Consider the following 25,687-nt stretch of genomic DNA (forward strand, 5'->3'; position numbering starts at 1 on the left):
AGGATGCGTCCCCTGTGAGCGGAGGCGGTGCTGCCGGGGGTGCTGGCGGAGGTGCTGGCGTCAGTCACGGGAGCGTCGGGGGGAGGAGGGGAAGACGGATGATAAACGTCGTGCCACGGCCAGGGGTGCTCTCCACGGTGATTTCGCCGCCGTGCTCATCGAGAATACGCCGGACCACGGCGAGGCCAAGCCCCGTACCCTGGGCCTTGGTGGTGAAGAAGGGCTCGAAGACGCGGTGCAGCAACTCCGAGGGGATGCCCATGCCCTGATCCGATACGTCGCTGCGCAGCCAGTCCCGGCCGCCATGCAGCTCGCGACGGGCACGCACGGTCACCACACCCCCCTGAGGCATGGACTGCAGGGCATTGACGAGCACGTTGATGAGTGCCTGTCGGATGAGCCGCCGATCCATGCGAGCAGGTGGCAGATGTGGCTCCACCTCGGCCACGAAGTTGACCGTCTGTGCGTCCGAGCCGCCCTGGGCTCGCGCCGCCTCGATCGCATCCTGCAACACGCGGCCCATGTCCTCCGGCTGGAGGATGGGATCTCTCGGGCGGGTGAAGTCGAGCAGGTCCGCCACGATGCGGTTCAGGCGATCGCTCTCCTCGGAGAGGATGTCCAGCAGCATGGCCGGATCGCCCTCCACCTTGAGCAGGCGGCGCAGCGAGGTGACGGCGTTGAAGATGACGCCCAGGGGATTGCGGACCTCGTGGGCGACGATGGCGGACAGCTCGCCCAGGGCGGCCAGGCGCTCGCGCTTGACCATCTCCGCACGGGCCGCCGCCAGCTCCGCATATGAACCCCAGAGGGACTCGTACAGACGCGCGTTGGCAATCGAGAGGGCGATCTGGCCACAGGTGGCCTCGGCCAGCTCGATGAGCGCGGGCCCGAAGGCGCGTGGCCCCCGCGTATCGTCCACCGTCACCACCCCGATGAGCTCGTCACGGGAAGTCAGAGGCAACCCAAGGATCGCCTTGGCCTTGAAGCGGCGGGCCAGCTCCGGGCTGTAGCCGCCACCCGGCACCTTGTCGACGTCCTCGATGAAGAGGGGCCGGCGCTCCCGGGCTACGCGGGACGAGAGAGTGTCGCTGTCCAGCGGGAGAACCAGGCCGCGGAGGAATTCTCGGTGCGCGGCCGAGCCCGCGGCGCCTCGCAGCACCTTGGCCTGCTCGTCGTAGACCATGATGTGACAGTTGGACACATCCAACAGGCGCACGAGGAAGTCCGCCGCCACATCCAGGATGCCCGCGGAGTCCAGCACGCCCGCGGTGGTACGAGCCAGCTCCAGCAGGAGGCGCGTCTCGGAGAGCTGCCGCGCGGCCTCGGCACGCAGGCGGTGTTGCTCGAGCAGCGTGGTGAGCAGCTCGATCACCGTGCCCAACAGCCGCAGGTCCGCCTCCTGGAAGGGCCTGCCGGGCGCGCGGAACAACTGCAGGGTGCCGTGCACCTGACCGCCTCGGGTGATGCGCACGGCCGCGCCACTGCCGAACCGCCCGCCCGAGGCCTCACGGAGCGCCTGCTCCTCCGCCTGGGTCGAGAGCCGCCCCTGCTCCACCTTCACCGCCGTATCTCCCAGGATGGCGCCCAGCGAATCGGCCACCTTGCGCAGCTCGGCGAGCCCCACCTGCGCGGAGAGCACGAGGGGTGCCTCCGGCTCCTCCCGGAGCATCAACAGCGCGGCGTCCGCGGAGAGCAGCCCCACCAGCTTCTCGATGAAGGACTCGGGAGTGGGCGGTACGGGCTGGGCGACGAAGCGGGCCACGGCCGCGAGCACTCGCAGCTCCCACTGACCACGCATGCGCTCGGCCTCGACGCGGGCCTCCGAGAACGCGGTCCCCACGACCTTGGCGAAGAGCGCCAGCGTTGAGCCGTTCGTCGGGTCGATCCCCTGCCCCTCCACCCACAGCACGCCGTTGCGAGCGTCTCCCAGGGGCAGATAGACGTGGGTCGCCTCGGACGTCTCCACGCCTCCGTAAATGGCACGCCCCTCTCCGAGCGCCTCGGCCGCCAGCTTCATCTCCTCGGCCAGAAGAGTCCCATCCTGGGCGAACAGCTCCTTGCCATCCCAGCGCAGGAAGCGCGCACGGAAGCCGGCTGAGGCGAGGCCCTCCGTGGCCACCAGGACCACTTCCTCCTCGGAGTGCACGCCCACCAGCCGCGCGGAGGTCTCCACCAGACGCTCGGCGACGATGACGGCGGGAGGCCGCTCGACGAGCTCGAGGTAGTTGACGAGAAACCCCCGCTCGCCTCCCTCGAGGGCCACCTGCTGGATGTAGGTCGCCATGTCATGCATGCGCCCATCCGAGGAGGGGATGAGTCGCCGGACGACGTCGTTCGGGAAGGGAATCTCTCCGTCGAGCATCAGCTGGAACCGGGCGGACAGCCGGCCATGCTCGTCCGGGTTGACGAAGTCCAGGGCGGGGCGGCCCTCCACCTGCTCCCGGGAGAGCCCCACCAGGCGGAGGAAGGGCTCGTTGACCAGCCACATCGCCCGCTCGCGCACCACCACCATGGGGTTGCGGAACGTCTCGATCAGGGTGCGCAGAGCCCCTGGACTGTAAGGAATCTGGCTCATCCCCGACGCAACACCCGCTTCTCCCCGACTCGCAACGTCACCTTCTCGCGATCGAAGTACTCCGACAAGGGGATGACGAACTTCCGACTCTGACCCACCATTTCCTTGAAGGCCTGGGTGGAGATCTCCTTCTTCTCGCGCAGCCATGCCACCAACCGCTCTCGCAGGCCTCCCAGCGCGCCCGCGTCGAAGTGAAGCTCCTCGCTCACCCGCACGATGGCGCCATCGGCCACCATCACCTTGAGCAGTTCCTGGAGCCGGGGCGTTGGGAGCTGAAGCTTCTGCGCCAACTCGTTGAAGGTAGGCGGCGCGAGGCTCGCAGCGGACAGCTCCGCCGCCACGCGGGCCCGGGCCCCCTCTTCGCTGACAGTGAGGGTGCGGCCCCGGCCCTTGAGCCGCATCACTTCCTTGTCCAGCTCCGCCTTGCCCGTGTCCACCAGCGCCTGGGCCACCCGCTGGAAGATGCGCGGATCCAGCTCCGCGGAGAGGCGCTGCCGCAGCTCCTCGCGGGAGAGCCCCTCGCGCATCGGCTCGCGCTCGTGGAAGGCGGCCAGCAGCGCGAGGGCTCGCTTCTGGAGTCCCTCGAACACCTCGCCCGAGAGGTAGAGGCGCTTGTCGCGATCCACCAGCAACGCCCCACCCCGCGCCCCCAGCAACTCCAGCGCGCGGGAGAGCACCTTGGGAGTCAGCGCCGAGCGGCCGAACAGCTCCGCCTGCGTGAGGCCCCGGTAGCCCGCCTGGCGCAGCAGCCACGCCACGTGCCCGCCCGCGTCCGCCTCCAGCAGCGGCGCCACCACGGTGGAGGCTCCCTTGCGGCGGCGTGGCGGAGTGATGGCCAGCACCCGGCCGCCCGCCACGGTGGCACCGCGGCCCGGCAGTGCGCGAGATCCTCGGAGGATGAAGCGCTGCCCCACGAGCGCGGCCAGCGGCGCGGAGAGGCGCAGCTGTGCCAGACCGAGCTCCCCGGGCTCGAGCTTCTCCAGATCCAGGAGCGCCACGGTGGCCTCCACCTGCGCGGTGCCCAGGTGCAGCAGCAGCTTGCGGCGCCGAGGCAGCGGCTCCTCCACGGCGGGCAACAGGCTCAGCTCCACATCCAGCATCCGCGTCTCGGGCAGCTCGCCGGCGCGGACCAACACCATGCCCCGATCGATCTCCTCGGGCTCCACGCCCGCGAGATTCACCGCCGTGCGCAGGCCCGCCTGGACCTTCTCCGCGGCCTGGCCATGCACCTGCAGGCCTCGCACGCGGAAGGGACCGGGCCGGCCAGGGAGCAGAGAAGCGCTCTCCTCCACCGCCAGCGAGCCGGACAGCAGCGTGCCCGTCACCACCGTGCCGAACCCTTTGATGGTGAACACGCGATCCACCGGGAGGAACACGGGGCCATCCGACGGACGCTGGGGCAGCCCCTGCGCGGCGCGGGAGAGCGCGACCTTCAACTGCTCCAGCCCCTCGCCCGTCTTCGACGAGCAGGGCACCACGGGAGCCCCCTCCAGGAAGGTGCCCGCCGCCAGCGCCACCAGATCCGCCTTCACCAGCGCGAGCCACTCCTCGCCCAGCTCCGCCAACAGGTCGCTCTTGGTGAGGGCGATGACACCGGCCTTCACGCCGAGCAGCCGGCAGATGTCGAGGTGCTCGCGCGTCTGGGGCATGACCCCCTCGTCCGCGGCCACCACGAGCACGGCCAGGTCCACGCCTCCGGCGCCCGCGGCCATGGCCTTCACGAAACGCTCGTGGCCGGGCACGTCCACCACGCCCGCCTGGGTCCCATCGTCCAGCGTGAGGTGGGCGAAGCCCAGCTCCAGGGTGATGCCCCGGCGCTTCTCCTCCTTCAGGCGGTCCGTGTCGATACCCGTGAGGGCCTTCACCAGGGACGTCTTGCCGTGGTCGATGTGCCCCGCCGTCCCGATGATCATCGCGCCGGCCTGCTCCTCAAATGCCCGCCTGTGCCAGCTCCGGGATGGAGCCGCCTCCCCCCGTGGGTCCCCGTCCCCAGGTCGTGAGAAGACGGGGGGTCCTACATCCCGGCGAGACTACGGGACAGGTCGGGCCCACGCAACGCGTAGAAGCCTGGCCGCGCAGGGAACAGGGCAGCGGAAGCGTCGCCCAGGCGACGCCCTGAGCGGTCAGGCGCCAGCCAGGTCCGGATCCACATCCGAACGGTCCATCCCCGAGGGCTCGTAATCCCAGGGAAAGACGAGGACCGCCTGGGTGGACATCGCCTGGTAGTCCGGCGCATAGCCCTCGGGCCGGGCCACCATGCATGCCGTCTTCACCTGGCGGGCTCCTGCCTTCTTTGCCAGCAGGATGGCCATCTCCAGCGTGTCGCCGCTGGCGGCCACGTCGTCCACGATGAGCACGCGGCGCCCCTTCAGCTCACGGGGCATCCCTCCCAAGAGCTGAGGCTTGTTCGCATCGCCGCGATCGCGGCTGCGCCGGCTGATGCGCACGGGGAAGAACTCGCAGCCGAGCGCGCTCGAGAGCGCTCCGCCCATGAAGACGCCGCCATGCGCCACGCCCACCACGGCCTCGACCTTGAAGTCCTGGCGGATGGCGCGTGCCAGCTCCTGCACCGCCTTGTCGAAGTCCATCCACGTCAGCTCCTGTACGGAGGAGCGCTGCCGGGACTGATCCCTCCCCGTGGGCATGCGCGGGACCTCGGCCTGAGGCGCCAGCACGACGTCCGAGGGGATGGAGACGAGCTTCTCCACCTTCTTCTTGGAAGGCCTGGGCGAAGGCTTGCTCTTCTTGATGCTCTTGCCCCTGCCGGGCACTGACCGCTTCGTGGCCACGGATGACAACTCCAGCTGAGGTGCGGCCACGTCATATCTTGAGCCACGCCCGCGGGCTACTTCCCGCGTCGGGCTCCACCGCCTGGCTGTGCGCGAGACGTCACTTCGCGGCAGCCGCCAGCAGCTCGCGGATCTCCTCGCCGGGAATGACGTAGTGTGTCGTGCAGAACTGGCACGTGGCCTCCGCCTTCCCGTCCTTCTCCAGCAGATCCGTCAGCTCCTCGCGCCCCATGGCCAGCAGCGCGCTCTTCACCCGGTCCCGGCTGCACGTGCACCCGAAGCGCAGGGGGTAGCGAGACATGATCTCCAGATCGCTCCGCCCGGGCAGCAACGCCTTGAGCACCGCGGCCGCACCCTCGGCGGCATGGGCCTGGAGCGCGCCACGCAACTCCTGCTTGAGCTGGCGGCCGAGCGCCTGAAAGGCCTCCCGGTCCCCATTGGGCAGCGGCTGGAGGAGCAGCCCGGCGACGATTCCGAGCGGCTCGGTGCCCCCCTCCTTGGAGAGGGCCACCTGCTCCAGCTTGAGCTGCGTGGCCACCTGGTCGGAGATGATGAAGTAGCGCTCCAGATCCTCCTCGAAGACGAAGCGCTCCAGCTCCACCGAGGAGCGGTAGTACTCGCCCTCGCCGATGTCTCGCAGCACGGAGATGTAGCCCTTGTTGCCGAACACCGGGCGCCAGCGGTACTCGCCCTCGGCGCCCACGTGGGCCACATGGGGGTTCTTGGTGTAGCCGCGCACCAGCCCGGAGGTGTCCCCGTCCACGAAGAGGCCGCGCAGGGGCCCATCGCACTCGAGCTGCAGGTTGATGCGCGCCTCGCCCTTCTGCATCGAGCCCATGAGCGCGGCGGAGGTGAGGGCCTGGGCCAACAGCGCGGCCGAGGCCGATTCGCTCTTGTGCGTGGCGCGCGCCTGGCGAGACAGCTCGGAGGTGAGGGCAAGCACGACCCGGACGTCCACGTCCTTCAACAGTCCACTGACGAGTTCATCGGCCATAAGGAGAGGCTGTAGCGTGCCCAAGAGCGCCGCGCTCGCCAATGGGTAAGACGCCCGACACCCCGGCTGCCCTGGGGGGAGGAGTCCGGGGGCGGGGCATCGGCCCGGCTTATGCCTCCGAGCGCCCTGGCTGCCACCCCCACTGGCGGATCCCCGTCGCTTGCGGATGGGGACGGGTTATAAAGCACGGTCCGACCCACCTACCCGCGGAGTTGCTTGCCCGCGCGTTGCCGGAGTCCCGATGAGCACCGACGTCGCCACTCTTCCTCGCAAGAACCCGCTCCTCCAGTCCCGACTGGGCTCGTTCCTGGCGGTGTTTCCCCTGTCCCTCTGGACCATCAACCACCTGTGGGACAACCTGGCGGCCTTCAGCGGGGCCGCAGCGTGGCAGAGCTCGGTGACGACGTACGCGCACCCGTTCTCCATGGCCCTGGGGTTCTTGATCTCGCTGGTGCCGCTGCTGATGCACACCGGGTGGGGCCTGGTGCGGCTGTTCAGCTTCAAGCCCAACAACCTCGCGTACAACAACTACGGCAACCTGAAGTACATCCTCCAGCGCGTCAGCGCGGTGGGCGTGCTGTTCTTCCTGGGAGCGCACCTGTGGAAGGCCTTCCTGGCGCCGCGTCTGCTGGGTCACGGCCCCGAGGCCTTCGATGACATTGCCCGGGAGATGCGCTTCCACGGGCCCACGCTGTTCGTATACCTGGTGGGCTCGCTGGGTGTGGCGTACCACCTGGCCAACGGGCTGCAGAACTTCGGCATGGCGTGGGGCATCTTCGCCAGCGAGCGCTCCATGCGCCGCTTCGAGCCGGTGGTCATCATCGTCTTCCTGGTGCTGACGGCCATGGCGTGGGGCGCCATCTTCGCGCTCTACCAGGCTGGCGACGCGTTCGGGCCGGGGCCGGGACACTCGATCGAGATGTAGTGGGAGTGCTGGGCGCGCTGCTGGCGCGCCTCAGACTTCGACGAAGCGGAGGCCGGTGATGCCCTCCGCCTCCAGCGCCTGTTTGAGGTGCTCGGAGAGGATCAAGGCTACGCGCCAGCCCCAGGGGCGGAAAATATGTGCGTCGCCGACCTTGCTGGGATCAATGCGCATGCCAGCGACGTTGCGGTACTGCCCCACCTTCTCGGGGCGCCCATCCTCCGGCGTCCAGTAGAGCACCTCTTCACAGCGTGCCTCGTCGATACAGCGGATGGTGCGTAGAACGTTCAGGATGAAATAGGGCTCGGGGTGGCCCTCCACTTGAGCGGGGAAGAACTGCACCTGCTGGAAGAGACCCAACCGCTCGAACACGGATACGACCCGTCGATGAACAACGGGAACGCCCATGCCTGCGAGGCTGAAGTCCAAGGCTTCTCCTGGATGGTACTGCGCGAATCGCGCCGTGCCTTTCAGTTCGAGTGGGATTCCCTTCTCGAACTGCCAAGGATCGATTTCCCCACCGCCCGCATCCGTAGGGTCACCAAGGAGCCAGCGGTCTGGGTGGCGCATGTCATCAAATAGATCGAAGTACTTCACGCCCCCTCCGCTTCACTTGGGCGATTTTGCTATCAGCTGATGAAGCCTGGAACCAGGAGTACAGACTTCGTCAGCGATCTTCTTGAGTTCCTCCAGGAACTTGGCCCTGCATTCCAGCTGTACCGAGCAGTCCCTGACAGCATCCCGGAGACGTCTGAAGAGTTCAGCGTGATACTCCTCTGGATGAGGGCCAAAGTGGCCCAAAAGGGTGACCTTGTTCGCTGGATCCTCAAGGCTCACTCCCGCCCTGGCAAAAATGAGGGCGAAGCGTTGTGTCCAGGGCCCTCCTCTCGCGCTGGATACTTCGTTCTCGACGGTGGCGAGATGGTGGATTTGATAGCCCGGGGACTTGGTTTCGCCCTCCATGCAGGCGCTGCGCAGAGCCCCACTCGCGCTACTCGCGGCCACTCCCGCCACCACGAGCGCTCCCTCCCCTGGAACAGCGCGCGCCAATGTCGCCGTGCCCCAATTGAACCCGCCGGGCAGAGCGAACCGGCGCGGTGACAGCAAGGCTCCGAGCCCATTTGGAGGCCCCTGCACACTCCTGGCGAGTCCCCGGCACGCCACATAAGCCAGGATGCGGGCTCCTGCTCCTCCCAGGGCCTTGCCGAATCGCTCAGCGGCCGCCTCAATCTCCGCCAGCGTCCGTGAGCCTTCCGTCTCCCGGTACAACTTCAAGGCCACCATGCCCACGTGAACCAGCTCCGCCACGGTGAAGGTGAGCGCCAGCACGAGGGTGACGGAAGCAGCGAAAGCCTTGCTGAAGATCGGCTCGGGAGCCGCCCAGGCAATGACGTAGACCACCAGCGAGGTGGCAAGCCCCGCGAGGAACACAGGATCCTGAACGAGCTGCTCCATCCCCTCACGCACACCCTCGGGCATGTACCGGGGCGAAAGACGCAGGGCCATCACCAGAGGACTGTCCTCCAGACAGCGCGGTAGCGGGACGGCTGGAGCACCGTAGCGCTGGATGTACTGCGCTCGCAGCGTGCGCTCCAACTCTGATGGCTCCCTGAGCCCTGCACAGGCTCGAGCTTCCGCGGCCTGAAGCAGTCGCGGGTCGACTTGCGCCAGAGCCTCACGGAACGCAGCCAGGGCGCGCTGAGCATCCTCTACGGAGAACCGCCGCAAGGCCGGATCCAAAGGAACGCGAGGAAAGGTCAGCTGGAGCCTCTCTTCCGAGAGCTCGCTCACCTTCACCAGCGGCAAGTCCGGCTCGGAACCCGAAGGCTCCTCACGGACGAGTTCATCGGTCGTCGCGCAGGCCGCAAAAAGCACCACGCACAGGACGACAGGCAGGCAGTCCCCCACCCTCCACGGACTCATGGCTCACCCCTTCTCCAAGGGCCGCCACGATACCGCCTGGAAACAACACCGGCCGCTCCCGAAGACTCGGGGCGGCCGGCTTGTTATTCGAGGCCCTCACAGAAGGCCTGGAAACGGGAGGCTAGAATGGGATGTCGTCGTCCCCGTTGCCCCCACTCTGATTCATGCCGCCGTCGTCCATCCCCGGAGGCGGTGCGCCGTAGTCGCCCTCCCCACCCCTCGAGTACGAACCACCGCCGCTGCTGCTACGCCGTCCACCGCCCTCGCCCGCCCCCGCGTCACGCCCACCCAGGAACGTCACGGACGTCGCCACCACCTCCGTGGTGTAGTTCTTCCGGTTCTCCTTGTCCGTCCACTCGCGCGTCTGCAGGCGGCCCTCGACGTAGCACTGCCGGCCCTTCTTCAAGTACTCGCCGCACAGCTCCGCCAGCTTTCCCCAGACGACGATGCGGTGCCACTCGGTCCGCTCCTGCTTCTGCCCGTTCTTGTCCGTCCAGCTATCGCTCGTCGCGATGCGGAAGTTGGCGACCGCCTGACCGCCCGGGGTGAAGCGCACCTCGGGGTCCGCTCCGAGATTGCCGATGAGGATGACCTTGTTCACGCCTCCAGCCATGACTGCCCTTCCTTTCGATGGCCCGTCCACCACGGACAGGCTCCTTGGGTAGCCGATCCACCACGGATCGGCGCCATCCCGCAGGTGAGTCACCTCGCGGAATACTTCACAGGTATACACGATAGGGCCCACGCGCGCGCGGCCCTCCCGCTCGCACCCCTGGACGCCTGCCTGCTCGCCCGACAGATCCCTGAAATCATTCAGGGATGGGTGTTACCCGCCAGGGCGGGTCTCCGCCGTCCGCGACGGACCCACAGGCCCCACCGGAGCCGCCGTGCCCGGAGCCGCCACCTCCGCCGCATCCGGAGCCCGAGGCGCCTTCTGCTCGGCCACCTTCTTCGAGAGCGTGGCATCCAGGTTCCGTACGAACGTCACCACGGCTGGATCCGGCGCTCCGAGCTGCTTGCGCAGGGACTTCCAGAACGGATGCTCCGCGTCGCCTGCCTGCACCAGCCCTCGGGCCAGCAGCGAAACGGCCACATCCCGCTCGGGTGCTCCCGCCTCACGCAAGGCCACCACCAGCTCCTCCGGAGCAGTGCGAGCCACCTCGCCCAGCGCCACAGCCAGCTCGGCCTCCGACGGCGTGTCCCCGCGAGACGCCCCTGCCAGCTCCACCACGCGAGCCAGTGCCTCCGCGTTCCCACCCGCAGCCAGTTCCACCATGCTGCCCACGCCCGGCACATCCACGGACAGCTCGCGAGCCACTGCCCGCAGGCGCCCGTACACGTCATTGTTCGCCGAGTAGCTGTCCAGGAGCGTGCGCGCCCCCAGGTAGTCGCTCGGGTTGGACTGATAGAGGCTGTCGGCCAGCACCGCGCGCACGGCCGGATCCCGCTCGCTGCGCCACGCCGTGCGCAGGAAGCTGATGTTGCGCTGGTCGCGCTGCTTGCCCAGCTCCAGATACGTCTTGATGCGGCTGACCACCGCGCCCAGCTCACCGCCCGTCTTGGGACTGTCCGCCAGCGCCGCCACCGCGCGAGAGGGCCCCAGCGACGAGCCCGTGGCCGCCACCGCCGCGCCTAGCGCATCCAGGCCCTGCACCACCGGCCCCGAGCGCCCCGGGTAGTCGTTCACCATCATCGAGAAGACGAACATCTCCCCACCGGTGGCCTGCACGTAGCCGCTCAGCGCGGACACATTCTCCAACGTGCCCGTCTTGGCGCGCAGGCGGCCCACGGCCTCGCTGCCTTCGAAGCGGTACTTCAGCGTGCCGTCCTTGCCGGCAATACCCACCGAGGACAGGTACTCGGGAGCCAGCGGGAAGCGCGAGTACATGAAGCGCAGGATGCGAGCCAACTGCGTGGCCGAGAACCGGTTGGTGTCATTCAACCCACTGCCGTTCTTCATCACATACGAGCCGCTGGGAATGCCCACATCCCGCTCGAGGAAGGACTCCACCACCTCGATGCCCTTCTGGAAGGTGCCCGGCGAGCCCTTGAGCTCGGCGCCCATCGTCTTCAGCAGCGTCTCCGCCACGAAGTTGTTGGACAGCTTGTTGAGCCGCTTGAGGACGATGTCGAACGTGTCCGACTGCGCCACGTGCACCAGCCGGGCCCGAGACGGCGCCAGCCCCTGCTTCACCTTGCCCTTCACCTTGATGCTTCGCGCCTTCAGCAGCTCCTTCAGGGTGTAGCCGAAGTACATGGGCGGGCTGTCGATCTTCTTCCAGACACTCACCGCACCCTCGTCCGACGGAAGCTGCCCCTTCACGATGATGCGCTGCTTGTCGCCCAGCGGCTTGCTCGCCACCGACACGCGCCGCGCCCGGTGGGCGCCCGTGGTCAACCCGTTCTCCACGACGAAGAAGTCGCTGGCGGGCTCCATCTCCACCGTGCCCTTGGCGCCCGGCGCATCCCCTGCTCGCAGGAAGATGGCCGCCGCGTTCCAGTTCAGGCTCACCGCGCCCGTGGGCGCCATGTAGGCCCGGTCCGACTCCTCCTGGTCATAGCCCGGAGGCGTGCGCTCGGTGTCGAACCACGAGTCGTCGATGATGATGTCCTGCACCTCACGCAAACCCGCGTGGTACAGCTCCGCGACGATGCCGAACAGGCGCTCGGTCGTCATCGACGGATCGCCCTTGCCGCGCACGTAGAGCGTCTTGACCTTGCCGTCGGGCGGCAACTCCGGATCCACCAGGAACTCGGTGTCGAAGCGGTACTCGGGCCCCAGGCTCGCCAGCGCCGCGGCCGACGTCACCAGCTTCACGTTCGAGGCCGGATTGAGCAGATCGTCCGCGTTCTGGCTGAACACCACCGAGCCATCATCCAGGCTCTGGATATAGACGCCGACGCGGCTCGCCTTGAGCGGCGTGCGTTGCAGCACGTCGAGCAACGCCGTCTTCAGCGCCTCGCGCTCAGCCTTCTTGTCCGCCGGGGCGGCATGGGCTGAGGGAAGCGAAAGAATGATCGCGGCCGTCGCGGCCAAGAGGACTCTGGCTCGGTGAACCTGCACAAGGGCTCCGGGGAAGACGCGGGCCATCATGAGAAGCAGATCCTTGAGAATCAAGGGTGGAAGAGTAGGCGCGTCCACGGCTGGGCGCTCGCTCATCCACCAGGCGAAGCTGGGGTGCCGGGGATGTGGACTTTTCTTCATCGGACTGAGAGTCGTACGCACCTGCAACCCCGTGGACCGACCTGCTGTTCCAGCGCTGTCACGATGCTCAGGAGAAATAAGGGCCTGTCGGGGGTGCGCAACACCGTCGACCCTACCACCCGGGTGTGACACAACCCAAAACGGATGCCCGCTATGCTCCGCCGCGCTGCTCTGGGGATGCTGCTCGCACTGGCGGGCGGCTGCCTGCCCGAGCCTCCGCCCGATGGCATCACCGTGCTGGTCGAGTCCCCACCCGACAGCCTGGACGATCGGTTTGCCCTGACAGCCATCGGCCAGCGCATCAGCCAGCTCATCGCCCCAGGCCTCGTCACCTTTGATGATGCCAGCCGGCCGATGCCCGCACTGGCAGAGTCTTTCCGCACGCTGTCCCCCACTGTCATGGAGTTTACTCTGCGTGCGGGGCTCCGGTTCCATGACGGCACGGCGCTCACAGCCGATGACGTGAAGGCAACCTATGACGGAGTGCGAGCCCCAGCGCTGCGCAGTCCGAGGTCCGACCGGTACGAAGCCATTCAAGAGGTGGAGGTGGTAGGCGATCGCACCGTCCGCTTCCATCTCCGGCGGCCCCTTGCGCCGCTGCTGGCAGAACTCTCCCTGAGCATCCTGCCAGCCGAACGGGCTGGCCCGGAGGGAATGGCGCTTCAGGCTGCCCATCCGGTGGGCGCGGGCCCCTTCCGATTTGAGGCCCAACCGGATGAAGAGCACCTCTCGCTCGTACCCTTCGAGGGGTATTACGCGGGCCCCCCCGCCATCTCCCGGCTGCACTTTCGGGTCGTAAGAGATGAGACGACACGGGTGCTGGAGCTGCTGAAGGGGCGCGCGGACCTGGTGATCAACGCGGTGTCTCCGGCGGTGCTGCCGATGTTGAGGAAGGAGCCAGGGCTGCGGGTTCTTGTCCGACCGGGCACAGGCTATGCCTACCTGGGCTTCAACCTGCGCTCAGGGCCACTTGCCGACGTACGGGTCCGCCAGGCGGTGTGCCACCTGTTGGAGGTGGGGCCCATCGTGGAGCACAAGTTCCACGGACTGGCGGAGCCGGCCACGGGCATGCTGCCCACCACACACTGGGCCTACGCACCGACCGGAGGTTGCCGGTACGACCCGGCCGAGGCGGCGCGATTACTCGATGCCGCCGGCTACCCGGATCCGGACGGGCCGGGAGGGAAGCCTCGGCTGACGCTGAGCCTGAAGGTGAGCACGGACCGGTTCCGCAAGTCGGTGGCGCTGGTGCTGCAGGAGCAACTGGCGCGAGGAGGCATTGCCGTCGAGGTGCGCTCGCTGGAGTTCGGCACGCTGTTCAACGACATCCGCCGGGGCAACTTCGAGATGGTGACGCTGAAGTGGGCCTCGGTCATCGAGCCGGACTTGATGCGGGGCGCGTACCACTCGAGGAACGTGCCCACGGAGGAGAACCACTGGGGCGGCTTCAACCGAGGCGCCCTGAAAGATGCGGAGTTGGACGCGCTGCTGGACGCTGCGAGCCAGGCGGAGCCCTCGAAGCGAGCCGAGCTCTACGCGAAGGTGCAGGAGAGGCTGGATGCGCTACTGCCCTACGCACCGCTGTGGCACGAGAACAGCGTGGCCGTGGTGTCACAGCGGCTCGAAGGCTTCGAGCCCAGCGCCCATGGGTTCCTGACGCCCCTGGCCCGGGCGCGGAGGGTGGAGCCATGAGGCGCGTGGTCTCCGCGAGCATCGCGGTGGTGGGGGCGCTGCTGCTCGTCTCCCTGTTCCTCAACCTCGTGCCGGGTGACCCCATCGACGTGATGCTGGGCGAGCAATCCGCTGAAGTGGATCGCGAGGCGCTGCGGCGCGCGGTGGGCCTGGATCAACCCTGGTACGCGCAACTGTGGACCTTCACGAAGGACTTCGCCACGGGCGAGCTGCGCACCTCGCTGCCCCCCTTCCAGAAGAAGGTTCTGCCCGCCATCGGAGTGGCACTGCCGAAGACGCTGCAGCTCACGGTGGCCTCGCTGCTCATCGCGGTGGCCATCGCCATCCCGCTGGGCGTGGCGGCGGCGGCGCGCAAGGGGACAGCGGTGGATTCGGCGGCGATGGGCGTGGCGGTGGCGGGAGTGGCCCTACCGCGCTTCTGGCTCGGCCCCATGTTGATCATCGTCTTCGCGCTCTGGCTGGACTGGCTGCCTGTGTCGGGCGCCGAGTCGTGGAGACACCTAGTGCTGCCCTCGGTGACGCTGGGCACGGCGCTGGCGGCCTTCCTATCGCGGATGACCCGGGCAGCGATGCTCGAAACGTTGCGAGAGGACTTCGTGACGGTGGCTCGGGCCAAGGGCCTGCATCCGCGCGTGGTGCTGTGGAAGCACGCCTTCCGCAATGCCTTGCTGCCCATCCTCACCGTGTTGGGGCTGGAGTTCGGCACGCTCCTGGGAGGAGCCATCGTCACCGAGAAGGTGTTCGCATGGCCGGGCATGGGGACGCTGCTGCTCAACTCCATCGAGAGGCGCGACTACAACACCGTGCGAGCGACAGTGCTGGTGTTCACGCTGTGCTACGTACTCGTGAACACGCTCACCGACGTGGCCTATACGTTGGTGGACCCGCGCGTGCGGAGGCGCTCGTGAGCGAGTCCGCGCCAGCGGTGGCTGCCGCGCCTGCAGCCTTCTCGCGCAGGGGGTTCCGGCTGCACACGCTCGGCGGGAGGTTCGGGCTGGGAGTGGCCGTGCTGCTGGTGATCACCGCACTGCTGGCTCCCGTCCTCAGTCCGTACTCGCCGGAAGCGATTGAACTGTCCGCGGAGCTGGCTCCGCCGGGGGCGGGCCACCTGCTGGGAGCGGGTGAGAATGGAATCGACGTGCTCACCCACGTCCTCTATGGCGCGCGGGTGTCGCTGGTGGTCGCGTTCTTCGCCGTGATCGTGTCGGCCCTCGTAGGGGTAACGCTGGGAGGGCTGGCGGGGTACCTGGGCGGATGGGTCGACGAAGTCGTCATGCGCGTGGTGGACGTGCTGCTCGCGTTCCCGGGCATCCTGCTGGCCATCTTCATCACGTCGGTGTTGGGACCAAGCCTCGCGAACGTGGTGTTCGCCCTGTCCTTCACAGGGTGGACGGGCTACGCGCGGCTGGCCCGTGGGCAGGTGCTCACGCTGCGCGAGCGCGACTACGTCCAGGCGGCCCGGGCGCTGGGGGGCGGAAACGCGCGCATCCTCTTCCGCCACCTGCTGCCCAATGCGGCGGGGCCCCTGCTCATCCAGGCCACGTTCGCCTTTCCCGGAGCCATCCTCGCCGAGGCCTCGTTGAGCTTCCTGGGCCTGGGGGCTCCTCCGGGTACACCGTCCTGGGGCGCGCTGGTGGACCAGGGGACGCAGTACCTGCTCGTGGCGCCACACGTGGCGCTGTTCCCCGGGCTCGCCCTGGCGCTCACGGTGCTGGGGTTCAACTTCCTCGGCGACGCCATGCGCGACGCTCTGGATCCCAAGCGCTCCCAGTGAGCAGCACCTCGGGCTCAGTGCCTGCCGGGCCCGCGGCCACGACGGTGATCACCATCCCAGTCATCATCCCGGCCGCCCCTCTTCCCCTTCACATCGTCATCCACCCGGAGCAGCTCGCGCGAGTACGCGTTGTAGTCGAGGTGGAGCTGGCCCCTGGCACCAGGAGCGGAGGCGCGGAACTTCACCTTCCAGACGTCATTGCCCGTCTTGTGGGCTTCCTGGAGGTCGCACGAATATCCGCGCGAGCGGCAGAACCGGTAGCCGAGCCCCACGGCCTCGTCGTAGCTCATTTGACGCGAAGGCGGCGGAGGCGGCGGAGCGGCCCCTCTGCGAGCCGGAACGACCACACAGCCAGGAGCCAACAGCAGGACACCCACGAGCATCAGGATTCGCATGCCGCCTCCATAGAGCCATGTGGGCAGTTCCTTCAATCGCACTGCGCACCCTGAACACGGTCCCAGGTCTTCATCCCTCCCACGTGGACAGCAGCGAGCGCACCCGTGCGTACCTCTGGAGCAACCGCTCCCGGTGCGCGCTGAGCAACACCATGAATCCCACCACCAGCAGTCCCAGCAGCGTGAGGAATGCGGCGCCAATCCGGTGATCCCTCATCCCGAAGCGCACCAGGTTGGCGACGATGCACGTCACCAGGAACGCACTGCCCAGGTAGACGTAGGAACGGATACGCAGAGCGATACCCGCTGCGACTCCCAGCAAACAGACGAGCACGCAGAGCACCATGCCTCCCGAGTCGCTGAACATCAGCGGCCTCCAGGCCCCGGCCACGTAGATGATCGTCACCGCGCAGGTGCGCAGCCGCGACGCTATCTCGGGCGCGAGCGAGTCCTTGAAGGCACGCAACAGCACGAGCAGCGAGAGGCCAGCGGGGATGACGTAGTACTGCGGCTCGCCCGCGCCAGTCCCCATCCAGACGACGAACAGGGCCGCGTTGAAGGCGATGACGGACGCCAGCGAGGCCATGCCTCGACGTGACGGGTGAGAGGCAAGCGCGGCGAAGTGCGCGGCGTGGCCCACGAGCAGCGCGGCGGCATACAGCGGCTCATTCCAAGGAGCCGTGAGGAGGCCCGCCAGCGGGAAGAGGAAGGCGCCCACGAGCGCGGGACGGCGGAAGGCCGGAAGCCCCGAGCCCTCGCGCTGCACGAACACATAGAGGCCCGAGAAGAACGCGCCACCCATGAGCGCCACGAGGCTGTCGGCTCCCGTCAGGGACTCGACGCCCATGCCCAACAATCGGGCGCCGAGATAGCCCAGGGCGACGGTTCCCTGCGCGTAGTAGGCGGACAGCTCGTCTTGCTCCCGAGCCGCACGGCGGACCAGCGCCACCAACAGCACCGTCAGGCCCGCACCAGCCACGAGCGCCTCGCGCAGCGCGCCCCGAGTGCCATCCACGAACACCAGGCCCAGGAGCACCTCGAGCAGCGCCACGGCGGCAAACAGGTGCCCCACCCCGCGACGGACCTTCTCTCCCGCCAGGGACAGCGCCAACGTGGCGAGCAGCGCGGTGGCCGCTCCCAGGTGCGGGAGGACGAACTCCTTGCCGTGGCCGCTGGAGAACACCGCGCCCAGGTACATGACCCCCACGTGGGCGGAGACGAGCGACGCGAGCCAGCCCACCACCTCGCGCTCAGGGCGCCGGTGCACGACCGCCCAAGCGGCCCCCGTCGCCAGTGCGAAGGTCAGCGGTGTACTCACGTGCCTCAGGCCGTCCAGGCCGCCGAGCGCCAGGAGCGAGAGCATCCACCCACCGTGATGCAGCGCCCGGCCCACGCTGTACTCACGAGACTCCAACTCTGTGCCCGCCAGGCACAGCGCGAGCCCCGTCCCGCCCACGACCACGGAGAGCCACTCGGGAGGCACCACGGCGAGGAGCACTCCGCCGAGCAGCGCGACACCGACGTACGCCATCCACTCCTCGCGGGTCACCATGAGCACGAGCGTGGCCAGACCCGCAGGCACCGCGATGACGAGCGGCAACGTCCCAGGACCGCGATCCAGCAGGAGGTACGCCAGCAGTCCGCCGAGAGAGAGCGCCCCACCCACCCAGAGAGGCTCGCTCCACGTCTCTTCGAGGCTCGGGAGCACCTTCGCCGCCGCAGTCGAGAGCGCACGCTGCACACGACCAGACTGGCACAGTGCGGACAGGATCGCGGCGGCGAGCGCCACAGCCGTAAAGGTGAGCGCGGTCAGGGGCCGAGTTTCCAGGAACGCATGGGTGGACGTCTGGCCCAGCGATGTGGCGGCCAGCGCGAGCACCGCAGCGGTGAGCAGCCAGCGCGTGGAGAGGAGGAACGACGCCAGGAAGAGCACTCCAGCCACTCCCGCGATGGCGCCAGGAGTCGGCTCGATGAGCGCGGACACACCCATGAGGCAAAGCGCCCCCAGGGTGACCAAGGGCCTTAGCGCCGAATCCGGCGCACAGCGGAAGAAGGCAGCCAGCGCGACGGGGCGGTGGTACTCGAACACTCCTATTGCCAGCAACACGCAAGCCGCCACCGGACGGGCCGCGGGAACGAAGGCGAGCAACAGCGTCGCGAACCCCACGCGCACCCACGGCCTTCGCCCCGGCATCAGCGCGAGCGCCACCGCGCTCACGGTCAACACGTCAACCGCACGGCTCACGGGCACCAAACCGAGCCCCAACAAGGCGAGCGCGAACTGCATCCACTCGGACAGCGCGAGCGCGCGCTTCTCACCCGCGTCCTTGCCCAGCAGCAGCGAGCGCACGGCGGGCAGGTGTTCCACGGCGCGGACGATCAAGAGCGCGAGCAGCGGCAGCACGGGAGCAAAGGGAGGGACGTGCTTCGCGACGAGCACGGCGCAGACGGTGAACGGAACCCCGAGCGCCAGGAAGAACGGCTGGCGGGTGGCCCGCGTCCACAGCAGCGGCAGCACCAGCGCCCCCAGCAGCAGGGGCAGGCCTGGCTTGCCCCACCAGGGCACCATGCAGACGCCGAGGATGAACACCGAGCACACCGTCGCCGCGAGCGCGAAGCGCTTCCCTCCCGCCAGCACAGAGACCACAGCAGGCCGCTCCTCCAGGAGCGCGATGACACTCAGAGCCACAGCCAGCCCAAGCGCTCCCATCGGAGACGAGACGAGGCCCATTCCGGCATAGCCCGTCGCGACGACGATGCTGAGCGAGGGGTGCACCGCGCGAACCGTGAGCAACGCCGCCAGGGCCGCCCCGAGCAGGAGCACCGAGCTCGAGTCCCAGGACTTCACGACAATGGCCGGCACCACTGCGGCAACCAGAGCCACGAAACCCGCGGTGGTGGTGCTCGGACTGCGGCCCCAGCGCGCGGCAACGAGCGAAGCCCCCAGCGCCCACAGGAGAATGCTCCCCATGGACAGCTCCGGCGTCATCCAGGACCACGGAGAGAAGCCAACAACGGAAGGCAGCAGCGCCAGCCCCGCGAAGATCACCGCGAAGGGGCGCATCACCGGGAAACTGCGCGAGGCAATGGCCACTGCCGCCGCCGAGGCCAGGAGGATGATGCCGAGCGCGGGCGTCTCCGCCAGCATTGCGACGCACACCGCCAGGAAGGCATACAGGATGCCCGGCACGCCGAGCAGTCGCAGCAGGCCCTTGCGCTCACCCAGCCCAGCCAGCCCCAGCGCCGCGACGGCCATCGCGGGGGACACGCCTTCCCACGAGCCCTCATGGATCGGTGCATGGGCCGCCAGCAGCTTGGGCAACGAGGCGGCCATGACAAAGCCCGCCAGCGCCACGAGCCGAGGATCCGCCACGGTCCAGGCCACCAGCAGGACCGCAGCACCCGAGAACGCGATGCCCAAGGCTCCCGCCACCCCCGGGTCCGAGGCCAACCCCATGGCGAAGCCCGCCAGGGCTAGCACCGCCACCGCCCCGTTGAAGATGCGCCGGGTGGAGCGCGAGCACAGGCTGGCCAGGACCGCGTACATCACCGCCACGACGCCAGCCGCCACGGACGCCTGTGCCGAACCGAAGAGCTCATGCGCGGCGAACGGCAGCGCGAGCGTCACGAGCGCACCCACGAAGGAGAGATAGAGGCGCTCGAACCACAGGCCGCTGAAGACACAGATGGCGCCCAGCGCCAGTGCGCTCCACAGCGCCGGCCGGTAGTCCGGCCCCATATGCGCCAGCACGACGAAGAGGACGCTGGCCACAGCCGTGGAACGCAGCAGCACCTCCGCGATCCCGGAATCGCGCGCCTCGCCATTCCGCTCCGCACGCGCCATCAACCGCGCCGCCAGGGCCACACCCGCCAGGATGAACGGCAGAGCGGTCAGCGCTCCGAACTGGAACGGCAGGGGCTCGGCCGACGCATAGCCAAGCTTCGCCTTGATGGCCACGATGAGCGCATCGATAAAGCCCGGGATGAGCTGGCTGCTGGAACCATAGGCAAGGTACGCCCCGAAATACGCGGGATAGAGCCAGCGCAGCCTCGGCAGCGTGCCGCGCGACAACCGGTACATGGTCCAGGTGAACACTGCCGCGGTGGCGAAGAAGGCAGGAGCCGCTCCCGTCCCCGCGAGGACGATGCAGCCCACCTGGAGCGCCGCCACACTGACCTCGAGCGCGTCCGCGGCCTGCTCCTCCCGGGTCTCACGGAAGGCCAGGCACGTGGCGAGCAGGAAAGCGATGAACGGCGCGTAGGTGCCCACCGAGGGAGGAGTCCCGCCCGCTACGAGTGCCAGGTGCAGGCGGATCGCGAAGAGCGCGAGCAGATAGAGCGGTGCGCACAGCGCGAAGGCCAACGCAGCGCCCTGCCGGGGCTCGGGAGCAGGCCGGCGGGAGAGCAGGAAGAAGAGCACGCAGGGCAGCACATTCAGCCACAACATCGGAGCGCCAGGCTTCGCGACGATCGGCGCCAGCCCCATCATCAGCGTGGCGCCCACCATGCCCACCTGGATGAGAGGGCGCGAGGTCGCATCGAGCGAGTCCGCGGGCCGCCGCACCATCACCGCGGCAAGGGCCGACCAGCCCAGCAGCAACGGAACGAGGAGCACGGGCTGTACCCCATCGAGCTGTAGCTCCGCGCCGAGAGGGAGCGCTCCCCCCATGGGCCCTAGCGCGAGACCCGCGAGCGGCGCGACCGCCGAACCGATGATCCCCAGGATGCGTCCCGCGTTCGTCAGCTCCTGCCGTCGCGACAGGAAGGCGCCCCAGGCGGAGAAGCCCAGCGAGTAGAACGCCGTCATCCCGAAGACGACGAGCGAGCGCGAGAGCGACGTCATGCCCTCCCAGCTCTCGAAGACGAAGTACAGGGTACCCGCGAGGATGAGGAAGGCGCCGAGGAACCAGGCGATGCTCTCGTAGAGGAAGGGCCGCCACAGGCGATCCCAGGTGGAGGTCTCCTCGACGACGCGAGCAGCGATGCTCCGCACCGGAGGAGGATCGAAGATGGGCTCCGTGGTCACCGGAGGCAGGAGCTCCTCTGCCTCAGGGAGAGACTCGGGCTGAGCAGGCTGCGGGGCCGCTTCGGCCGTCACGCTCTCAGGCGCAGGAAGCTCTTCCGAGAAGACAGCAACCGGAATCACCTCCTGTACGGCAGGCGCAGCGGGCACCGGCAGCGCCGCTTCCTCCACCACCTGAACGGGCGGCGCCTCCACGACGACCTGCTCGGAGTCCGCCTCCGGGGACACAAGAACCTGCTCGGGAGACTCGGCCAGGACCGAGAGCAGGACACGGGTCTGCCGCTCATACCGAGCCGAGAGATACCGCCTCACACCCGGGGGCACCTCGCTCGCATCCCAGCGCTTCAGCTCGCTGAGAAGGAAGTGCACATGGGCGAGCTCCGTCTCCAGCACCTCTCGGGCCCGCGTCGTCATCACGGTCCCGCAGAGGATGCACTCGCGACCGCCGAGACGTTCCTGCTCACATCGTGGGCAATACATGCTCTCCCCCCATAACAACAGCCGTGCCACTCGACGGCCCTAGCAGTCTCGGGCACTTAGGCACCACGTGCACTCGAATCTGGAACCCACGCGACGCGGTGCGCACCGCGGGGTGTGCACCGTGCTGCACAACCCTGTCCAGCCCCCTCAATGCGTCGACTCGGAGGAGAACCGCACGCGCAGTGGAGGCCCCACGGGCAGGGGTGGGAACTGAGGGACGGACACGGTCGCGGTGCCGCTCATCTGAACGGCATCCCCATAGAGATTGAAGTCACAGGTAGACGCGTTCTCCACCACCAACTGCGCCTCCAGGTGCGAGTCATTCTCCAGTGCAGCCTGCTCGTGCACCATCACCACCGCGCTGGTGTCACACGTGAAGAGGCGCGACGTGCCGCTCACCCTGAAGTCCCTGCCCGCGAGCAATACGAAGCCCTTGGGGCTCGCCGGGCGAAGCGAGAGCGCTCCCGCTTCGTGGAAGATCCTGCCGGTGGCGATGATGCTCACGCCATACCTGGGCTCAGCGCTGAGCGCGGCGCAGCCCGGCGTGTCCAACTGCGGGAAGCGGACATTGCCCTCCACGAACCAGACACCCCGCGGCAGCCTCGACGCGACTCCCGTGGGGCGATACTCGAAGGTGGCCTTGGGCACCTCCCTGCGCCTCAGCCCCATCGTGTCCGGGTAGACCGACGTGTCATTCGCATCACAGCCCGTCCCTCCCGAGGTGGCGCCGGTCTCCCCATCCGCGTGCCAGACCCGCGGCGCCTTGTCGTTCGGAATGGTCATCGACGGTGTCTGAGCGCGAAGACCCGGATCCTCATCCGACAGATGAACGTCCAGCGGCTTCTTGCTCGGGGTGGCATCGAGCAGCGCCCAGCACGAGGTGCACTCCGAGGGCGTGCAGATGCGCGGCGCCGAGCGCGGTGAGTGGCAGGCGAGATAGTTCCACCCGTACAACTTCGCCCTGTCCTCCATGCGCAAGTAATAGAAGGGCAGGCAGGGCGCGCCCACACAGTCCTGCGGAGCGTTGGTGACATCCCACGCGGAGACACGCGGCGGAGGCGGCACGGACATACCTGCGGAGCACACGTCTTCCTCGGTCGGCCGACCCGCGGTGGCCGTGCACAGCGGCCCGGCGCTCTGCGCGATGCAGGCCTCACTCGTGGCGCAACTGTTCCACGGCGGTCCCGAGGAACAGGACGCGCCGCAGAGGCACCCACCTTCGATGGAGCCTGAGGCCACCACGTCGCCGAACTGGCCGCACACGTGCGATGCGCCCTGCATCCTCACAGTGCCGCCTGAGACGATGCCGGCCGGCTCACCCGGTCCCACAAGCACCCGCAGGGTGGTGCGCGCGGCATTGCCTTCGAGGCTCGTCCCAGGGTGAACGCCGATGACCGTGACCCAGACCATCCCATCTCGATCCCGCACCGGATCATCTCGCAGCGGGCCCAGCGCGGGGCCCTCCAGACAGTTCTGCCCGAGGTTGTTCGTCGTCGCGGGCTCGAGGGTGCTGGAGTCCTGCGCATCATCATCGTTGTCGTCGATGCGCACGAAGTAGGCCCCGTCCGCGTTGTCATCCCGGGGCACGCGCCAGTAGGCCTTCCCGCTGGACGGAGCGATGACGAGCTTGCCGTCCGCGAAGGGAGGCAGGTGATCATCCGCGGTACCATCGACGAGCACCGGCAATCGCGTGCAGTCGGTGTCCAGGAGCGGATCCAGGGCGCGATCGAGATCCACGTCTCGCTCCAGCAGCCCTCCCAGGTACGCGCGAGTGCGCTCCAGCCCCGCCTCGGCCAGGGCCCGGGCCTGGGCATCACTGCGCTCCAGGTTGGCGGTGGCGCCCTCATCACCCGCCCGCTGCTGAGCGATCGCCACGAGCAGCACGAGCGCCGCGATCAACAACATCACCGCGAGCAGGATGTAGCCCCGAGCATGGCGCGAGGAGGAGAGGGACACGGCGGCTCCTAGTGCCTCAACGCGACGGAGGTGAAGGTGTCATACGTCACGGAATCGCTCGAAACGGGAGCGCTCAGGTGCAACCGCACTTCCACGAGGCGGACGCGCCGGAGGTCCTGAGCGGAAAGAGGCAGCAGGGTGAGCTCGACGCCCTGAGCATCGAAGTACCGGAAGACGAGCCCATGGAGGCCCGCCGAGCGCAGCATCGGCTCCCAGGGCGTCCCGTCCGCCGGTGCGCTGCAGGGAGTCGCGAGGACACTCACCGAGGCGGGGCTCCCCGCCTGCCCCCAGCACTGCTTGCGCTCGATGGCGCCGTCCCGGAGCCGGTAGTACACGCGGTCGACGGAGGCCACCCAGCCGCGGTTGGGCACATCGAAGAAGTCCTCCGGCAGCTGCTCGTCGAGCAACAGGGCCGTGCGACCGAGCGCCTGGGCGAACAGGTTCGAGGACACCTGGCGCTCCACCCAGCGTCCCGCGCCGTCCACCAACACCAACCACTCACCGGGCCGGTACTTCTTCAGTCCCCAGGGACAGGTAGGCGCGGAATCGGGCGAGTTGCGGCAGTCCACCCCGGACGGCCTGAGCAGCAACGAGGCCTCATCGGTGCGACAGGCCGTAGGCGAGGAGCCGTCCACGTCACAGCCGCCGTTCAGCTCGTTCAGCAGCGCCACACCCCGAGCGGGCAGCGGCGGCGCGAACTGGTTGGCGGCGAAGGCCGACACGCCATTGAGGCTCGCATCCGGGCGGGGCAGGTCCGCGACGAAGGCCACGGAGGCCTCGCTCGCGGCGATCAGCGGTCCGGGGTAGAGCTCCCCCACGCCCTCACTGCGGGCTCGCGTGGGACGCCCCAGCCCGGCCTGCCTCAGCTCCCGGCCGAGCTGCCCCAACACCAGGCTGGCATCCTGCTTGAGCCGGCCGAGCTGCGCCTCCTGCTGGTCCATCCGCGCGCGGTGCACCAGATAGCCCATGAGCGCCGTGAGGATGATCACCCCCATACCACTGGCGACGATCACCTCGATGAGCGTGAAACCCCGCCGTGCTCGAGTGGACGCGCGGCCTACCATCGCAGCGCCTCCCGAACCACGGTGCGCCCATCCCCCGCGGAGATGGTCACCTTCGCTCGCAGATAGTGGAACGAGGAGAAGCCCATGTGGACGTTGCTGTCCTCTACGAGCTCGGGCTCGATGGTCCAGGCCCACTCCGGGTGTCCCGGAACGGTGCCTCCGGAGGGCTGTGTCCACAGGGGAGAGTTCGCGGGCTGGGCACGCAGATACTCGAGCCGCTCGGTGGCGGCCCGCTCCATCTCCAGATCATCGATGCCGCGAGCCAGGAGCCGATGGGAGGCCACCTCTCCAGAGGCGAGCGCGGCGAGGGCCAGCGACAACAGGACTCCGCCCGCGAGCGCCTCCACGAGCAGGTGGCCTGCCCTCCTCCGCTTCGAGCCCCACCGTTTCACGGGCAGCTCTCCCCCGACGCCTCGAGGGTACACACCGGCCCGTTCGGCGCGGCTACCACGATGAGGAACTCCTCCATGACTCCCACCCGGTAGCGCCCCGCAACGCCATCCCAGGTCCGCCCGGTGGGACGAAACACCAGCGAGCCCCCCCTCTCCTGGACGACGTGCATGCGATCGGGCAGCGGGATGCGCTCCACCTCGTCGAGGGCAAGCGGATCCGCGGGAGCCTCACAGTCCGCATCTCGCCGGCGGCTCATCCTCAGCGCGTCGCCAGGCGTGCCCGCCTTCACGGGGATGCCCTCGGCGAGAACCTCGACCTGATGGCAGCGACCGGTCTCGACGGCCCGCTGGCGGGCGCGCACCAGCATCTGAGCGGTGGCATCTGCAGCCTTGCGGAGACGGAAGCGCGCCTGCAGCGGCTGCAGACCGACAGCCGTCATGGCGCTCATCATGGCGAGCAGCGCCACCGTGACCATCAGCTCCATGAGGGTGTAGCCGCGCAT

Annotated in this window: 18 protein-coding genes; 4 read left to right on the forward strand and 14 right to left on the reverse strand. The window is 68.4% G+C overall.

Annotated elements, in window-relative coordinates; translation table 11 throughout:
* Positions 1-64: 64 nt before the first annotated feature.
* The 4 genes from KY501_RS04735 to hslO all read right to left on the reverse strand — a co-directional run bounded on the left by KY501_RS04735 (position 65) and on the right by hslO (position 6,358).
* A complete protein-coding gene (locus tag KY501_RS04735) occupies positions 65-2,575 on the reverse strand; it encodes an ATP-binding protein (RefSeq protein ID WP_224361311.1) in 2,511 nt (836 codons plus the stop codon).
* Positions 2,572-4,488 carry a selenocysteine-specific translation elongation factor gene (selB, locus tag KY501_RS04740; protein WP_224361312.1) on the reverse strand — a complete coding sequence of 639 codons (1,917 nt, stop codon included), beginning with the start codon at positions 4,486-4,488 and terminating at the stop codon, positions 2,572-2,574. Before selB ends, KY501_RS04735 begins: the two co-directional genes overlap by 4 nt.
* 210 nt (positions 4,489-4,698) lie before the next feature.
* Positions 4,699-5,394: a phosphoribosyltransferase gene (locus tag KY501_RS04745; protein ID WP_224361313.1), complete on the reverse strand. Its 696-nt coding sequence runs from the start codon at positions 5,392-5,394 to the stop codon at positions 4,699-4,701.
* Positions 5,395-5,464: 70 nt separating this feature from the next.
* Complete coding sequence (gene hslO / locus KY501_RS04750) at positions 5,465-6,358, reverse strand: Hsp33 family molecular chaperone HslO (protein ID WP_224361314.1); 894 nt, start codon at positions 6,356-6,358, stop codon at positions 5,465-5,467.
* A 241-nt stretch (positions 6,359-6,599) separates the two neighbouring features.
* Here hslO and KY501_RS04755 point away from each other — a divergent pair, with 241 nt between their 5' ends.
* On the forward strand, positions 6,600-7,283 hold the full coding sequence (locus KY501_RS04755; RefSeq protein ID WP_224361315.1) for a succinate dehydrogenase/fumarate reductase transmembrane subunit: 684 nt from the start codon (positions 6,600-6,602) through the stop codon (positions 7,281-7,283).
* A 30-nt stretch (positions 7,284-7,313) separates the two neighbouring features.
* Here the strand turns inward: KY501_RS04755 and KY501_RS04760 are convergent, their stop codons facing one another.
* From KY501_RS04760 to dacB, 4 genes are all read right to left on the reverse strand, one after another.
* Positions 7,314-7,877 carry an imm11 family protein gene (locus KY501_RS04760; protein WP_224361316.1) on the reverse strand — a complete coding sequence of 188 codons (564 nt, stop codon included), beginning with the start codon at positions 7,875-7,877 and terminating at the stop codon, positions 7,314-7,316.
* Positions 7,878-7,889: 12 nt separating this feature from the next.
* Positions 7,890-9,203: an AHH domain-containing protein gene (locus KY501_RS04765; RefSeq protein WP_224361317.1), complete on the reverse strand. Its 1,314-nt coding sequence runs from the start codon at positions 9,201-9,203 to the stop codon at positions 7,890-7,892.
* A 121-nt stretch (positions 9,204-9,324) separates the two neighbouring features.
* Positions 9,325-9,816 carry a single-stranded DNA-binding protein gene (locus KY501_RS04770; RefSeq protein WP_224361318.1) on the reverse strand — a complete coding sequence of 164 codons (492 nt, stop codon included), beginning with the start codon at positions 9,814-9,816 and terminating at the stop codon, positions 9,325-9,327.
* 213 nt (positions 9,817-10,029) lie between these two features.
* Entirely contained in the window at positions 10,030-12,267 is a 2,238-nt protein-coding gene (dacB, locus tag KY501_RS04775; RefSeq protein ID WP_224361709.1) for a D-alanyl-D-alanine carboxypeptidase/D-alanyl-D-alanine endopeptidase, read from the reverse strand.
* A gap of 294 nt (positions 12,268-12,561) precedes the next feature.
* On the opposite strand from dacB, the gene KY501_RS04780 reads away from it, so the two are divergent.
* Genes KY501_RS04780 through KY501_RS04790 form a run of 3 tightly spaced genes read left to right on the forward strand, consistent with a single transcriptional unit; the run spans position 12,562 to position 15,874 of the window.
* Positions 12,562-14,100 (forward strand): ABC transporter substrate-binding protein, encoded by a 1,539-nt coding sequence (locus KY501_RS04780; RefSeq protein ID WP_224361319.1) that lies wholly within the window; start codon positions 12,562-12,564, stop codon positions 14,098-14,100.
* Positions 14,097-15,008 carry an ABC transporter permease gene (locus tag KY501_RS04785; protein WP_224361320.1) on the forward strand — a complete coding sequence of 304 codons (912 nt, stop codon included), beginning with the start codon at positions 14,097-14,099 and terminating at the stop codon, positions 15,006-15,008. The genes KY501_RS04780 and KY501_RS04785 overlap by 4 nt, the downstream gene beginning before the upstream one ends.
* Positions 15,005-15,874, forward strand: coding sequence for an ABC transporter permease (locus tag KY501_RS04790; protein WP_224361321.1), 870 nt, complete (start codon positions 15,005-15,007; stop codon positions 15,872-15,874). Before KY501_RS04785 ends, KY501_RS04790 begins: the two co-directional genes overlap by 4 nt.
* A 14-nt stretch (positions 15,875-15,888) precedes the next feature.
* Here the strand turns inward: KY501_RS04790 and KY501_RS04795 are convergent, their stop codons facing one another.
* From KY501_RS04795 to KY501_RS04820, 6 genes are all read right to left on the reverse strand, one after another.
* Positions 15,889-16,269 (reverse strand): hypothetical protein, encoded by a 381-nt coding sequence (locus tag KY501_RS04795; protein WP_224361322.1) that lies wholly within the window; start codon positions 16,267-16,269, stop codon positions 15,889-15,891.
* Between the two features lie 70 nt (positions 16,270-16,339).
* The gene (locus KY501_RS04800) at positions 16,340-21,706 is read right to left on the reverse strand and encodes a hypothetical protein (RefSeq protein ID WP_224361323.1); all 5,367 of its coding nucleotides are present in this window, start codon (positions 21,704-21,706) and stop codon (positions 16,340-16,342) included.
* A 213-nt stretch (positions 21,707-21,919) separates the two neighbouring features.
* Positions 21,920-23,728 carry a hypothetical protein gene (locus KY501_RS04805; RefSeq protein ID WP_224361324.1) on the reverse strand — a complete coding sequence of 603 codons (1,809 nt, stop codon included), beginning with the start codon at positions 23,726-23,728 and terminating at the stop codon, positions 21,920-21,922.
* Positions 23,729-23,736: 8 nt separating this feature from the next.
* Positions 23,737-24,792 (reverse strand): PilW family protein, encoded by a 1,056-nt coding sequence (locus tag KY501_RS04810; RefSeq protein WP_224361325.1) that lies wholly within the window; start codon positions 24,790-24,792, stop codon positions 23,737-23,739.
* Positions 24,786-25,184 carry a hypothetical protein gene (locus KY501_RS04815; RefSeq protein ID WP_224361326.1) on the reverse strand — a complete coding sequence of 133 codons (399 nt, stop codon included), beginning with the start codon at positions 25,182-25,184 and terminating at the stop codon, positions 24,786-24,788. The genes KY501_RS04810 and KY501_RS04815 overlap by 7 nt, the downstream gene beginning before the upstream one ends.
* On the reverse strand, positions 25,181-25,687 hold the full coding sequence (locus tag KY501_RS04820) for a pilus assembly FimT family protein (RefSeq protein WP_224361327.1): 507 nt from the start codon (positions 25,685-25,687) through the stop codon (positions 25,181-25,183). The genes KY501_RS04815 and KY501_RS04820 overlap by 4 nt, the downstream gene beginning before the upstream one ends.

It is taken from the genome of Hyalangium versicolor, from assembly GCF_020103695.1.
GTDB classification, from domain to species: Bacteria; Myxococcota; Myxococcia; order Myxococcales; family Myxococcaceae; genus Hyalangium; species Hyalangium versicolor.